The sequence below is a fragment of the Candidatus Paraluminiphilus aquimaris genome (assembly GCF_026230195.1).
Taxonomy (GTDB): Bacteria; Pseudomonadota; Gammaproteobacteria; order Pseudomonadales; family Halieaceae; genus Luminiphilus; species Luminiphilus aquimaris.
In genome coordinates this window covers 1-13,804 of the sequence record NZ_CP036501.1, presented here as the reverse complement: position 1 = coordinate 13,804, position 13,804 = coordinate 1, and the positions used below count along the sequence as shown (strand labels likewise).

At 52.9% G+C, this 13,804-nt stretch carries 10 protein-coding genes and 1 pseudogene; 7 read left to right on the top strand and 4 right to left on the bottom strand.

Features of this window, described 5'->3' with window-relative positions:
- Window positions 1–13 precede the first annotated feature (13 nt).
- Entirely contained in the window at window positions 14–1,354 is a 1,341-nt protein-coding gene (miaB, locus tag E0F26_RS00055) for a tRNA (N6-isopentenyl adenosine(37)-C2)-methylthiotransferase MiaB (protein WP_279242002.1), read from the bottom strand.
- A 130-nt stretch (window positions 1,355–1,484) separates the two neighbouring features.
- Between miaB and E0F26_RS00050 the strand changes: the two genes are divergently transcribed.
- On the top strand, window positions 1,485–1,826 hold the full coding sequence (locus E0F26_RS00050) for a DUF1820 family protein (RefSeq protein ID WP_279242001.1): 342 nt from the start codon (window positions 1,485–1,487) through the stop codon (window positions 1,824–1,826).
- Between the two features lie 2 nt (window positions 1,827–1,828).
- Here the strand turns inward: E0F26_RS00050 and cmoB are convergent, their stop codons facing one another.
- Together cmoB and cmoA are read right to left on the bottom strand one after the other, a co-directional pair.
- Entirely contained in the window at window positions 1,829–2,818 is a 990-nt protein-coding gene (gene cmoB, locus E0F26_RS00045) for a tRNA 5-methoxyuridine(34)/uridine 5-oxyacetic acid(34) synthase CmoB (RefSeq protein WP_279242000.1), read from the bottom strand.
- Window positions 2,819–2,824: 6 nt separating this feature from the next.
- Entirely contained in the window at window positions 2,825–3,565 is a 741-nt protein-coding gene (gene cmoA / locus E0F26_RS00040; RefSeq protein ID WP_279241999.1) for a carboxy-S-adenosyl-L-methionine synthase CmoA, read from the bottom strand.
- Window positions 3,566–3,679: 114 nt separating this feature from the next.
- Between cmoA and E0F26_RS00035 the strand changes: the two genes are divergently transcribed.
- Window positions 3,680–4,864, top strand: a complete 1,185-nt coding sequence (locus tag E0F26_RS00035) for an amino acid aminotransferase (protein ID WP_279241998.1) — start codon at window positions 3,680–3,682, stop codon at window positions 4,862–4,864.
- A gap of 30 nt (window positions 4,865–4,894) precedes the next feature.
- Here the strand turns inward: E0F26_RS00035 and E0F26_RS00030 are convergent, their stop codons facing one another.
- On the bottom strand, window positions 4,895–6,799 hold the full coding sequence (locus E0F26_RS00030) for an ATP-binding cassette domain-containing protein (protein ID WP_279241997.1): 1,905 nt from the start codon (window positions 6,797–6,799) through the stop codon (window positions 4,895–4,897).
- Window positions 6,800–6,892: 93 nt separating this feature from the next.
- Here E0F26_RS00030 and E0F26_RS00025 point away from each other — a divergent pair, with 93 nt between their 5' ends.
- The 5 genes and pseudogenes from E0F26_RS00025 to E0F26_RS00005 all read left to right on the top strand — a co-directional run.
- Window positions 6,893–7,933 carry a COX15/CtaA family protein gene (locus tag E0F26_RS00025; RefSeq protein ID WP_279241996.1) on the top strand — a complete coding sequence of 347 codons (1,041 nt, stop codon included), beginning with the start codon at window positions 6,893–6,895 and terminating at the stop codon, window positions 7,931–7,933.
- Between the two features lie 351 nt (window positions 7,934–8,284).
- Entirely contained in the window at window positions 8,285–10,450 is a 2,166-nt protein-coding gene (locus E0F26_RS00020) for a type I secretion system permease/ATPase (RefSeq protein WP_279241995.1), read from the top strand.
- Window positions 10,443–11,768, top strand: a complete 1,326-nt coding sequence (locus tag E0F26_RS00015) for an HlyD family type I secretion periplasmic adaptor subunit (RefSeq protein ID WP_279241994.1) — start codon at window positions 10,443–10,445, stop codon at window positions 11,766–11,768. Before E0F26_RS00020 ends, E0F26_RS00015 begins: the two co-directional genes overlap by 8 nt.
- Window positions 11,768–12,382, top strand: coding sequence for a response regulator transcription factor (locus E0F26_RS00010; protein WP_279241993.1), 615 nt, complete (start codon window positions 11,768–11,770; stop codon window positions 12,380–12,382). Before E0F26_RS00015 ends, E0F26_RS00010 begins: the two co-directional genes overlap by 1 nt.
- A 106-nt stretch (window positions 12,383–12,488) precedes the next feature.
- A pseudogene (locus tag E0F26_RS00005) lies at window positions 12,489–12,797 on the top strand (retention module-containing protein); the annotation flags it as partial.
- Window positions 12,798–13,804 lie beyond the last annotated feature (1,007 nt).

Here is a 13,804-nt window from a genome sequence, read left to right as displayed (position 1 = left end):
CTTGCGACGCATGTCAACTCACAAGCACGCCGTGAAGCGAGTTTGGCAGCGCGTCGACAATATCGACTGTCGCGAACTCGCCGATTAAATCGTGGTCAAGGCTGGTAAAGTTGACCACACGGTTGTTTTCAGTTCGTCCAGCTAGCCGGCCAGGATCTTTCTTCGATACGCCGGTCACGAGAATCCGTTGAGTCGTTCCGACCATACGCCGACTTATTTCCATCGCTTGCTGATTGATACGGCTTTGTAGGAGATGCAATCGTTTCTTTTTAACGTCCTCCGGTGTCTCGTCCTGCAGATCAGACGCTGGAGTACCGGGTCTTGCACTGTATATAAAGCTGAAGGATGTATCGAACCCCACTTCTTCTATGAGCTTCATCGTGGCGTGGAAATCTTGCTCCGTCTCCCCTGGGAACCCAATGATGAAGTCTGAAGATAACGATATGTTAGGACGAATCTTCCGCAGTGCGCGTATCTTAGACTTGTATTCTATCGCGGTATGGCCTCGCTTCATCGCCATTAAAATGCGATCTGAGCCGCTTTGCACGGGCAGGTGAAGATGGTCAACCAGCGCGGGAATATCGCGGTAAGCTTCTATTAACGCGTCGCTAAATTCCACGGGGTGGGACGTGGTATACCGAATGCGCTCCACACCGGGGACTAAATTAACCAGCCCAAGTAGCTCGGCAAAGTCCACGATCTCTCCAAGATGGTTCTCGCCGCGATAAGCATTAACGTTTTGACCCAAGAGATTGACCTCTTTCACCCCAGACGATGCGAGGTGTGCAATCTCGGCAATGACATCATCCACTGGACGCGATACCTCTTCGCCTCGTGTGTAAGGGACGACGCAAAATGTGCAGTACTTACTGCATCCTTCCATAATCGATACGAACGCTGTTGCGCTGTCGCTTGACGGCTGAGGTAGCCGATCGAACTTTTCTATCTCCGGGAACGAAATATCGACTACGGCACTGTCTTTCTCATTGCGCGTTTCGAGCATCTCAGGCAGTCGATGGAGTGTCTGAGGGCCAAATATTAAGTCGACATAGGGCGCTCGCTCGCTAATGGCCTCGCCCTCCTGGCTCGCGACGCAGCCGCCGACACCAATGACCACATCGGGGCGCTTGGCTTTTATCGATTTCCAGCGGCCGAGTTGATGAAATACTTTTTCCTGCGCTTTTTCACGAATGCTGCAGGTGTTCAGCAAAAGCACATCGGCCTCTTCTGCGTTATCCGTTCGCTCCATGCCGTGGCTCTCGCGCAATAAGTCGCTCATTCGCGCAGAGTCGTATTCGTTCATTTGGCAACCATGGGTCTGGATAAAGACTTTTGATCGTGTTGTTGTGCTCACAGACTTATGCTCGATGTGTCGGTAATCAGCTATTATACCTGTCTAACTGTGAAATGGCGTGGCGCTAGCCCTTTCGAATTTTGGCAAAAGTGGTAGCATCGCGCGCCTCACACTAAACACCTGAAACAGCATGTCGAATCAGCCTGTGTATAAAATTATTTTCCACAATGGAAAGGAAATCTTCGAAGTCTTTGCGAAGCACATTTATCAGAGTGATATGTGGGGCTTTGTAGAAATCGAGGAAATGTTGTTTGGTGAGCGATCCGCGATCCTTGTTGACCCTGGCGAGGAGAAGCTCAAATCTGAATTCGCGGGGGTCAAGCGCAGTTATATTCCCATGCAGTCTATTATCCGGATTGACGAAGTCGAAAAGCAGGGTGCGGCAAAGATTAGTGAGGGCGGTGAGTCAGGCAAAGTCGCCACTTTCCCCATGAGCCCAGCGATTACATCGGGCGGTGCTTCAGACGACTGAGACTAGGGGAGCCGAGCCGTAATAATGGCGCGGCGAGGTGCTGGGTGGCCTTCAATGGTTTTAGTGTGATCCATTGGGTCTAAGAAGTTTGCTAAAGAGTGGAAGGTCATCCAATCCGTAGAACGTTGTTCGTCCTGTGATGTTGCGCTGACATCAACGAGTTTTGTGTCCGCGAAACCCACCTTTGAAAGCCAAGTCATTAGGGCTTTAGGGCTCGGTAGAAACCAGACGTTGCCCATCCGTGCATAGCGCCCGGGCGGAACGAACACCCTGTGCTCATCACCTTCCACCACAAGTGTCTCAAGAACTAACTCTCCGCCGGAAACGAGGGTATCGCGAAGGTCGGTCAGGTGATCGATCGGAGATCGGCGATGATAAAGTACGCCCATTGAAAACACGGTGTCGAAAGCTTGTAGTTTAGTGGGCAGCTGCTCGAGTGTTAGCGGGAGAACGTGCACAGCTGGCTCGTTAATGTATTTTTGAATCGCCTTGAACTGCAGTACAAAGAGAGGCGTTGGATCGATACCAATAACCTCCGATGCGCCCGCGCCTCGCATGCGCCAGCAGTGGTAACCACTGCCACACCCGACATCCAGTACTCGGCGACCTGCCAGCGGTGTTATGGCATCTGTCAGGCGAGCCCACTTGAAGTCTGAACGCCATTCGGTATCGATGTCGACACCAAACAGTGAGAAGGGGCCTTTTCGCCAGGGATGTAAACCACGAAGCGCGCCCTCCAGCTCTTTTCGCGTGTGCTCGGATAGGTTGCCTGATACGCCGACATGATTAGCGTTGAGACTGACTGTCTCTGGCGCAATATCAGGAAGAGAAGAAAGGGCTTCTCGCCAGCGTTTCAGGTCGCCAAAGCGCTTCTCTGACATGGACTGCGCAAGTTGCTCGGGCAGCGTCTGTAGCCAGGCGCACAACTTAGGGTCGTCCCAGCGCGCCGTGAAGGCTTTTATATCTGCGAGCAACTCATTAGGCACGTCCATCGATAATCAGGCAATCGCAATAAAGGAGGCAAAATTCAAGCATTGAAACCATATGCTCGATCGAGAAAAGCCCGCATCGGCCAGCCGCGCGGTATGAATCTGCGCTGTTTCAGGGATTAGAACATTGTCGATGGCGTCACGTTTCTGCGCGATTTCGAGGTCACTGTAGCCTTGGCTGCGCTTAAAGTCGTGATGTAAGTCGATCATTAGGGCGTCCATGGCTGGATCAGCCATAGTAAGCTTCTCAGAGAGGATGAGCAGTCCTCCGGGTACCATTGCGCGCCGAATAGCTTTTAACAGTCTCAGCCGCTCATCAATGGGAATGAACTGAAGGGTAAAGTTAAGAATGACGACGCTGGTGGTTTCGAACTGCGTGAGCAGCGCGTCAGATTGAATCCATTCAATCGCTGAGCCCTGCAAGGATTGCTCTCGTGCGCGTGTAATCATGGCGGATGAGCTGTCGATGCCAATAAAACGGCACGTTTTGTTAGCGGCTGCATTATCGGCCAATGCACGCTCTGCAGACCGGATTGACTCCCCTAAAGAGCAGCCGATGTCGTAAATACACGTACCTGGCTGAGCATACTGTTCGGAGAGGACGCCGGTCATCCTGACGACAGTGGAGTATCCGGGTACCGAGCGCTGAATCATATCGGGGAACACATCTACAACCGAGTCGTTGAAGCTAAACAGGGTTGTATCCGCTCTTAATTCAGCGAAAAGATTGTCGCGTCTGTGGGAGGCCATGGCAGATCTGGATTTCGGACGGTTAGGATTTCAGCGTGAAATGATATCAGGCATTTATGCCGCCACACCCATATCGTATACTCGCGCCGTATTTTTTTTCCGAAAGAGTTTTTGATGTTAGAGCAATTATCCGTTTTGTCGCCCGATCCGATCCTTGGACTTGCTGCCGAGTGTCGTGCCGACCCTAACCCGAACAAAATTGATTTAACCGTCGGTATTTACATGGACGAAGCGGGTGTATGCCCTGTTTTTCAGGCTGTGCGTCAAGCGCAAGAGCAACTTGTTGCCGATGAGATAACGAAAGCCTATTTGCCGGCGGCGGGAGATGCCGCGTATTTGAGTGCAATGAAGTCACTTGTCTTTGGGGAAGTGCTTGCTGGGGACGGCGCCAACATAACAGCGATTCAAACCCCAGGCGGTTGCGGCGCGCTTCGTATTGCCTCGGAAGTACTCGCTGCCGCTGCACCTGATGCGACCGTATGGATTAGCAACCCGACGTGGCCAGTACACATTCCGTTGATGGGATCGGTTGGGCTGAAGTTTAAGACGTATCGGTATTACGACCCGGTATCGCATGGTGTTGACTTTGATGGCATGGCAAGTGACTTAAAAGGGGCGAAAAAAGGTGACGTGGTGCTTCTGCACGGATGTTGCCATAACCCCTCAGGGGCCGATTTAACCTTGGAGCAGTGGGGGCACATTGCCGACATGGCGCTGACACAAGGCTTCACGGTACTGGTAGATCTCGCTTATCAAGGGATGGGTACCGACTTGGAGGCAGACGTTGCTGGACTTCGCTTACTGGCGAACCGACTGGGTGAGCTGATTGTTGCCGCGTCATGTTCGAAAAATTTAGGTTTATACCGTGAGCGAACAGGCGTAGCACTGTTCTTTGGGAGAAATGCCCAAGTAGCAGAGGCGACCCACAGTCATGGTTTGGGTGCTGCGCGTCGAGTTTACTCTATGCCGCCAGCTCATGGCGCGCTGCTGGCTGGTCGGGTTTTGAGCGATCCGACATTACGCGCATCTTGGGAACTCGAGCTCCAGGAGATTTGTGCGCGAATGATCGATTTGCGGACACAGTTATCTGCAAAGCTCTCAGAGAAAACCAATCAGGATTTTTCTTTCATTTCGAAAGAGAAGGGCATGTTTTCTTTCTTAGGTCTGTCGGTGGAGCAGGCGCGTGGACTGCGTAAAGAGCGGGGCCTTTATATGCTGGACTCGTCACGGATCAACGTTGCGGCGCTTAACCAACAAAACATGGATATCGTAATCGATGCCGTTGCCTCGGTTCTCTAGGCCGAGACATGCAGCGTGGCAGAGAGAAGGTTAACCCTCTAGCTCGATAAGGCGCTCCAACGCGTCATCGAGCAGGTTCGACGCTTCGCTGAGACGGTCCAGAACCTCTGCTACTTCATTACTGTCACCCGAAAAAAATGAGGGATCCGCGGTTCTCGCTTCGAGTAGCGCCTGTTCTGTTTCCAGTCGGGCTATTCGATCTGGGAGATCTTCAAGCTCTCGCTTTTCTTTATAACTGAGTTTTCTTGAAACTGTCTTAGGCTCTGACTGATTCTTCGCAGAAGGTTTTGACGTCTTCTCGAGCGCAACTCGCCTGTCAGAAGTACGTACATCTGAGACGCTACTGACGAGTTTTCCACCTCGACTTTCCCAGTCGGAAAAATTACCCGCCTGCTCCTCAATCTCGCCATTGTCGTTGATTACCATCAAACTGGTAACGACGCGATCCATGAAGTCTCTGTCGTGACTGACTAAAAGAACCGTGCCTTTGAATTCGAGCAATACCTCTTCTAGCAGTTCTAACGTTTCAATATCGAGGTCATTAGTGGGCTCATCGAGCACTAATAAGTTGGCGGGTTGAGTAAACAGCTTTGCCAAAATAGCGCGGTTGCGCTCGCCACCAGAGAGCACCTTGGTTGGCGCCCTCACTCGGTCAGGCGAAAATAAGAAGTCACCAAGATAGCCAATGGCGTGCTTTCTTTTGCCGTTAATCTCGATAAATTCTTGACCACCACAAATGTTGTCTATCAATGTTCCCTCAGGATCGAGATGACCGCGGAGTTGATCTGAGTAAGCTATCTCTAATTTCGAGCCGATTTTAACGCTGCCCGAGTCGGGCGCGAGTTCGCCAAGTAACATTTTTATGAGTGTCGTTTTACCCGCACCATTGCGACCGACAATGCCGACCCGATCGCCGCGTTGAATGATTGTATTGACGTTCTGAATGACAGCTTCGCCATTGTATGCGACCCCTGCGTCTTTGGCTTCGGCTACGAGTTTGCCTGATAGCGCACCTGCACCGACGCTGATATTGGCGGTGCCCGTTTGCTGGCGCCGTCCCGCGCGTTCTTCTCTCATCGCTTCTAAGCGTCGTACACGGCCTTCGTTGCGGGTTCGTCGCGCTTTGATGCCCTGGCGTATCCAGACTTCTTCTTGCGCGAGTCTCTTGTCAAACAGGGCATTTGCGGTCTCTTCTGCCGCCAGCTGTTCCGCGCGGTGTTTTAAAAAGTCGCGGTAGTTACCGGGCCAAACGCTTAATTGCCCCCGGTCGAGCTCGCCAATTCTGTTGGCAATCGTTTGAAGAAACCGACGATCGTGGGTAATAAGAATAATGGCGCCGCGAAAGGACTGTAACTGTTGTTCTAGCCACACAATTGTCGGTATATCGAGGTGGTTGGTCGGTTCATCAAGGAGCAATAGATCGGGTTCCGACACGAGTGCACGCGCGAGTGCGACACGGCGCCGCCATCCCCCGGATAAGTCGGCCAACTTGTCTTCGCCATTTAAACCCAGTTGTGACAGCGTCGTTTCGACACGATTTTGAACATTCCAGCCGTCACTCGCATCGAGCGCAAGTTGCACCGCCGCGAGCTCGTCTAGCGCCGTCGCGCTGTCCGAGGACAGTAGACTTCGGTATTGGACCAGTAGATCGCCGAGCTCCAATAGGCCTCCTGCCACCCAATCAAATACGGACGTCATACCTTCAATTGGCAGCTCTTGCTCAAGACGTGAGAGCTTGATCGCGGGGTCGATCCATCGCTCCCCGTCATCCAGTTGCTGCTCCCCGGTAAGCACTTTAAACAGCGTTGTTTTGCCGACGCCATTTCTTCCGAGCAGGCCCAGGCGCTCACCTTTCGAAATAGTGAGGTTCAATTTATCGAGGAGAACGTGAGTACCGAAATGTAACTCGGCGTCACTTAAGCGTAAAAGTGCCATTAAATAGGATCCTTGGTGTCGCGGTGAGTCTACTTTAGTACCCGATTCACGTCTTGAGTTTGTTAAACTAATGCGGCTGTTTTGGGGGATTGAATGACTGCAGTGATTTCACATCGTAACGACATGATCGTAGGCCGCTGGTTGGCGATCTGCGCAGTAACGATTTTCGGCATGATCTTATTAGGTGGTGTAACGCGTCTGACCGAGTCTGGTTTGTCTATGGTTGATTGGCGGCCGATCATGGGTGTTGTTCCACCGCTGTCTCACGCCGATTGGCTCTACTTGTTCGATCAATACAAATTGTTCCCCGAGTACCAACTTGTCAATCAAGGCATGGGGCTAGATGAGTTTAAGCAAATCTTCTGGTTTGAATATTTGCACCGTATGCTCGGCAGGTTCATCGGTTTGCTGTTTTTTGTGCCATTTATGATCTTTTTGTGGATGGGCAAGGTTAAGCCTGAAATTAAGCCGCACTTGTTTTTTCTCCTGTTTCTTGGGGCCTGTCAGGGTTTGATGGGTTGGTACATGGTAAAGAGTGGGCTTGTCGATCGACCTGATGTGTCACAGTATCGGTTGACGGCACACCTAGGTCTCGCCATCGCTATTTACGCCTACATTGTCTGGTTAACGATTGGGTTGTTCTCGCCTGATCGCGAACCGACAAAAGATGCGAGTCTGGGTGTCTTTTCGGTGGTGGCATTGGTTTACGTCATGATTTTAAGTGGCGGTTTTGTAGCGGGTACAAACGCAGGACTATCGTTTCCAACGTGGCCACTGATGGGGGATAGTTTTATCCCGCCCGCTCTGTATTCAGGGGGCTGGATCTCGTCTTTTGAGCAGGTCACAACGATACACTTCAACCACCGTATGTTGGCTTATGTCACGGGGATTACGCTGGTTGTGCTCGGGCTGCGGACTTGGCTTGCCGATTCAGACGCTCGATTGCGCAGAGCGGGTGTACTTCTGCTCGGAGCCATCACACTGCAGATTGTACTTGGCATCAGCACGGTGCTGTCACATGTCGATGTCGCGATTGCCGCAGGTCACCAAAGCGGTGCTGTGGTACTTCTTACGACCGTGTTGTTTTGGGTGCATTGTTACCGAACGACCTTCCGGACCTCCGCTATTTCATGAGCTGATTGCGGCCAGTCGTGATCCTCACGGCAGGCAGATCGCCAAGACGTGTTACTAAGACAGCAAGCCTTCGTGTCAAAAAACTGTCGGCGGTCAAATGGTGTTTGCTGTAGATCGCGTTACCAAATCGTCTAAAAGCGAGCAAATGAGTCAGTTTGACGCCTAAAAAGTGATAGGTAGCTCACATTTCTCCTAGTTTCGGTCATGAAAAGTGACCTACCTTACAGACACTTAGCGCCATGAATGGTCACTATAGGCGGTCATTTCAGCGGACCTAAAGTGTCTGGCTATCGCGATTTGCTCTACACCACCCTGTTCGGAGCAACCCGCGGTTGAGCGAGGGGAGGAAGATTGGCGAACGATGCCGCAGCAAGTGAGGAGGTAGTGGGCTCTGCGAGAAGCGGAGGTGAGGCGCTTGTAACGTGTTTACAGCGAATCGCGCATCATCACAGAGCACCGGCAACACTCCAGTCCCTTACCGCTGGCCTACCGACTCGGCTGACTGATTTCACGCCCGATTTATTGGTGCGCGCAGCAAGACGTGCGGGACTCAGAGCCCGTTTACAGTCTGTAGATATCGATGACATTCCTGCATCCGCTTTGCCCGCATTGCTACTGCTAAAAGGGGATAAATGCGCGGTACTTGAATCGCTGGATGAGGACGGTTCCGCCTTAATTTTTCGACCAGAGTTGGGCGACGAAGGGGTTACGATCTCCTTGGAGAAACTGAAAGCGGAGGTCACTAACAAGGTACTATTTGCGCGACCCAAATTTAGATTGGCTGAGTCGTCTTTGGGTGCAATAGGCGTACATCGAGACCATTGGTTCTGGTCTGTTATGGCGGAGCATAGGACGCTCTACAGAGACATTTTATTTGCGTCCTTCTTTGTAAACCTGCTAGCGCTGGCGGTCCCGATTTTCACAATGAACGTGTATGACAGAGTCGTCCCCAATGCCGCATTTGAGACGCTATGGGTTCTGACCATCGGCGTTGTGGTTGCGCTGATTGCGGACCTTATTCTTCGAATATCGAGAGGGTATTTTCTGGATTACGCAGCGAGGCGAATCGATATTTCATTGTCGGCCAGTATTTTGGAAAAAACCCTCGGACTGCGGCTTGAACACAAGCCTGCGTCCGTCGGCTCGTTTGCTGCCAACCTGAGATCATTTGAGTTTCTGCGAGACTTTACGACCTCTGCAACCTTGACGGGTCTAATTGATATCCCCTTTGCGCTTATTTTTGTCGCGGTAATTGCTTGGATTTCTCCCACCATGTTGTTGCCGGTTCTTTTCGGCATTGTGCTTCTACTGGCGATTGCCATGGTGGTTCGTCCGCGCTTAGAAAAGTTAACCGAGACAAGCTATGCGGCCGGAGCACAACGTAACGCAACGTTGATCGAGACTTTGTCGGGATTGGAAACACTCAAGGCAATGGGCGCTGAGTCAATTATGCAGCGGCAGTGGGAGGAGGCCACTCGATTTTTGGCCAGCCAAAACCTGAGTGCTCGGAACCTTAATCTTCGGCTGACGCAAAGTAGTTCGACAGTACAGCGCATTGTTCAGCTTTCAGTCATTGTTATAGGTGTCTACATGATTGCTGCTGGCAAGCTTACGCTTGGTGGGTTGATTGCTTGCATGCTTCTTTCAATAAGAGCAGTTGGCCCCTTTGCCAAACTGGGATCGCTCCTTGCGCAATTTCAAAATGCGCAAGTGGCAATGAAGTCCTTGACCGCCCTATTCGACACACCCAGTGAGTACCAAGACGAGAAGGCGTTTATTTCTAGGGACTCATTCCAAGGGACATTCGAATTTAAGAATGTCAGCTTTAAGTACCCAAATTCAGGGTTGAACTCTCTGCAAAAGGCATCCTTTAAATTTTCTGCCGGTGAACACATAGCCTTACTGGGACGCGTGGGTTCTGGTAAATCGACCATAGCCAAGCTGGCGCTTGGGTTGTTTGAGGCCACCGACGGAGAGATCCGAATTGATGGCGTTGATATTCGACAACTGGACCCGCGTGAATACAGAGGTTCGGTAGGTTACGTGCCTCAGGACGTCACGTTATTCACTGGGACATTGAGAGACAATATAGCGCTTGCAAGGCCAGGCATTTCAGATGCACAGCTGATCAAGGCTGCTGAGCGCGCGGGTATTGCCGACTGGGTAAATCGACATCCATTGGGCTTCGATATGCCTATCTCTGAGCGAGGTGACTCCGTTTCTGGCGGTCAGCGAAAATGTATTTCAGTTGCTCGCGCCCTCGTAACTGAGCCAGCAATTCTGATCTTAGACGAGCCGACTGGCGGTACCGACCAGAGTACGGAGCGCGTGATTATTGAGAACTTGAAGACCTACATGGAGGGACGGACCCTAATTGTAGTGACTCACCGAAACGCATTATTGGCCCTGGCGGACCGAATATTAGTTGTCGATTCGGGAAAGGTCGTCGCTGACGGGCAACGCGATGCTGTGATTTCAGCTCTTCGGGAAGGAAAGATTGGGAGAGCAGATGCCTGATCAAGATGCCGCAAAATTAGTTGCTCATCGCAACTGGAGCGAGCTTTCCGACGAGGCGATTCTTGAGCAAGAGCCAACGACAGCCCGTCGGCTTCTTTACGGTGTGCTGATAGCACTGACGTGCCTGCTAGTGTGGAGCGCATTTGCGGGCATAGATACGGTCACTCGAGGTACCGGTAAGGTTATTCCGTCGAGCCAAGTTCAAATTATTGGTTCACAAGATGGTGGCGTGGTGCAGCAAATTTTTGTCTCAGAGGGGGAGTTTGTCGAACGCGGGCAGGTACTCCTGCAATTAGACAGAACACGCTCTCAGGCCTCGTTAGGCGAAAATCAGGCGGAGTTACAGGGGCTGGAAATTCGGGCTATGCGCTTGGATGCCCTTGTTTCTCAGCGAGATTTTGTTTTTGACGAATCAATGCGTGAACTCGCGCCCGAGGTGGTCGCTGAGGAGCTGGAGCTTTTCCAAACAAGTCGCACAGAGCTAGAGACAAAGGAATTAATTGCGCGGCGTCAAAAGCGGCAGCGGGATCAAGAGCTATTGGAGCTAATTGCTAAGCGCGATCAGCTTGTGACCGAGGTGTCCCTGGCAAGAAGTGAGCTGGAGGTGACAAGACCATTGATTGCTTCTGGCGCCGCATCTCAAGTTGAAATACTCAGGCTCGAACGTGAGTTGAACCGCGCGAGTGGCGAGTTAAGGCAAGTCCGAGCTGGTATTCGGCGATTAGAGGAGGCAGTTCAAGAGGCCTCGAATAAGATCGAGACGGTTCGACTTGAGTTTTTGAATGCCACGCGTGAAAAACTCGCCGAAACCTACACCCGGATTGCAGCGCTCACTCAGGCAGGTGAGGGCCTCACTGACCGGGTGAACCGAACGGAAGTCATCGCACCGGTATCTGGAACGATAAAGCAACTGCACTACAACACTGTTGGTGGCGTTGTTCTCGCGGGACGAGACATTATCGAGCTTGTTCCCGCCGACGATACGCTGCTTCTCGAGGTTCGAATTAAGCCTCGTGATATCGCGTTTATTGCGCCGGGTCAGGAAGCGAATGTGAAATTTACCGCTTATGATTTTGTGGTTTACGGGGGTATGGAAGGCACCATCGAACAGATTGGCGCAGATACGCTAATCGACAGTAGTGACCAACCCTATTATGAGGTCACGGTAAGAACTAAGAACGTCGATTTTGGACCCGAGCAGCCCATCATTCCCGGTATGACAGTGGATGTCGATATCCTCACTGGTCGAAAAACCGTTCTTTCCTACCTCATGAAGCCGGTGCTTCGAGCTCAGCAACGCGCGTTATCGGAGCGTTAATGTCAAATACGATATTAACTCTTGCAGAGAAGCCTGCTGCTCGCTGGACTGAGGCGCTTGGCACACTCGTGCTGCGGTCTTCCATTGCAGGTCTCCGCATTACGCCCTCGGTTACCTACTGGCTGGACTTTTCGACGCTAGACTTTGATCAAGCATTGACGTTTATCGATCGCATCGTGGCTACCAATGAGTCGGTTCCCATCGTGTGTATGGTTTCATTCCCCAAGGACGAGGATGCATTTGCACTTTTAGCTCGAGGCGCGCGGGGCTATTGCCACGTTGCAGCCGCGCCGACTCAGTTACGTCTTGTTGCTAACACTGTAAAAAACGGCGGCTTTTGGTTGCCGGCATCGCTCATGCGCAGGGTGATGGCCAGCGCTGATGGTTTGGTTGCGCAGATTTCTTCCAGTAATGCGGTGTCCTTGGATGAGCTCACCAAGCGGGAGCGTCAAGTGGCGAATGCCGTTGCCGATGGATTGAGTAATCGAGAAATTGCAGCCCGCCTAAGTATCTCGGAAAGAACTGTTAAAGCCCGCCTTACCTCCGTTTTCCAGAAGCTTAGTGTGCGTGATCGAGTTCAATTGGCCTTGTTACTGCGTGGTGGTGTCGCGTGAACCTCCCCATGATGACCCCAAAACTCTGCCCTTTGGTCTCTATTGTCGACTATGTCGCTATGGGATCGTATGTCTGCGGAAATGAATCAACCTTGGGTCATGCTATATGACTGGGATCGTTACATCGCTTACAGGCAAGGCGACTGTCCTCTCGGAGGATGGGGTTGCGCGTACCTTGAGGGAAGGCGACGAAGTTCAACAAGGCGATATTGTCATAACGGCGTCGGGTTCCTCGGTGGAAATCGAGAGCGTCGGTGATACCTCATTTTCTGTACCTGAAAATAATGAATTTTTAATCAATGACGAGCTTTTTGGTGTCGGGGTCGCAGGCTCCGAAGCCGAGGTCTTGGACGCAACGGTTGCGACACTACTCGAGGCCGTTGAGGCCGGTAGCGATTTACTCGAAGGCCTCGACGCGCCCGGAGCAGGGGCAATTGCAAATAATGGGCATACCTTTGTTCGGTTAGGTCGAATTTTGTTTGACCTTCAGGAGCGCGGCCTTGAATTGGGTGAAGCTACAGATACACAACCTAAGCCGTTAATAGACGCTCTTGAGGCTTTGGTCCTGGCACCCGAACCAGAACCCGAGCCTGAGCCGGAGCCAGAACCCGAGCCTGAACCTGAGCCAGAACCGGAACCCGAGCCTGAACCTGAGCCGGAACCTGAACCTGAGCCCGAACCGGAGCCCGAACCGGAGCCCGAGCCAGAACCAGAACCCGAGCCTGAGCCGGAACCTGAGCCCGAGCCCGAGCCAGAGCCTGAGCCGGAACCCGAGCCCGAGCCTGAACCGGAGCCCGAGCCAGAACCTGAGCCAGAGCCTGAACCGGAACCCGAGCCGGAACCCGAGCCGGAACCCGAGCCCGAACCAGAGCCTGAGCCCGAGCCCGAGCCCGAGCCTGAGCCGGAGCCGGAGCCGGAGCCTGAACCGGAACCCGAGCCTGAGCCCGAGCCCGAGCCTGAACCCGAGCCCGAGCCCGAGCCCGAGCCTGAGCCAGAGCCCGAGCCCGAGCCTGAGCCAGAGCCCGAGCCCGAACCGGAGCCGGAACCAGAACCGGAGCCCGAGCCAGAACCGGAGCCTGAGCCCGAGCCAGAGCCTGAGCCCGAACCCGAGCCTGAACCGGAACCAGAACCAGAGCCAGAGCCAGAGCCAGAACCAGAGCCCGAACCTGAGCCTGAGCCCGAGCCCGAGCCCGAACCCGAGCCCGAGCCAGAGCCGGAACCTGAACCTGAACCCGAGCCGGAACCTGAGCCAGAACCGGAGCCGGAGCCTGAGCCAGAACCCGAGCCGGAGCCTGAACCTGAGCCAGAACCGGAGCCCGAGCCGGAACCAGAGCCGGAGCCGGAGCCTGAACCAGAGCCAGAGCCAGAGCCAGAACCCGAGCCCGAGCCTGAGCCCGAACCTGAGCCCGAGCCTGAACCCGA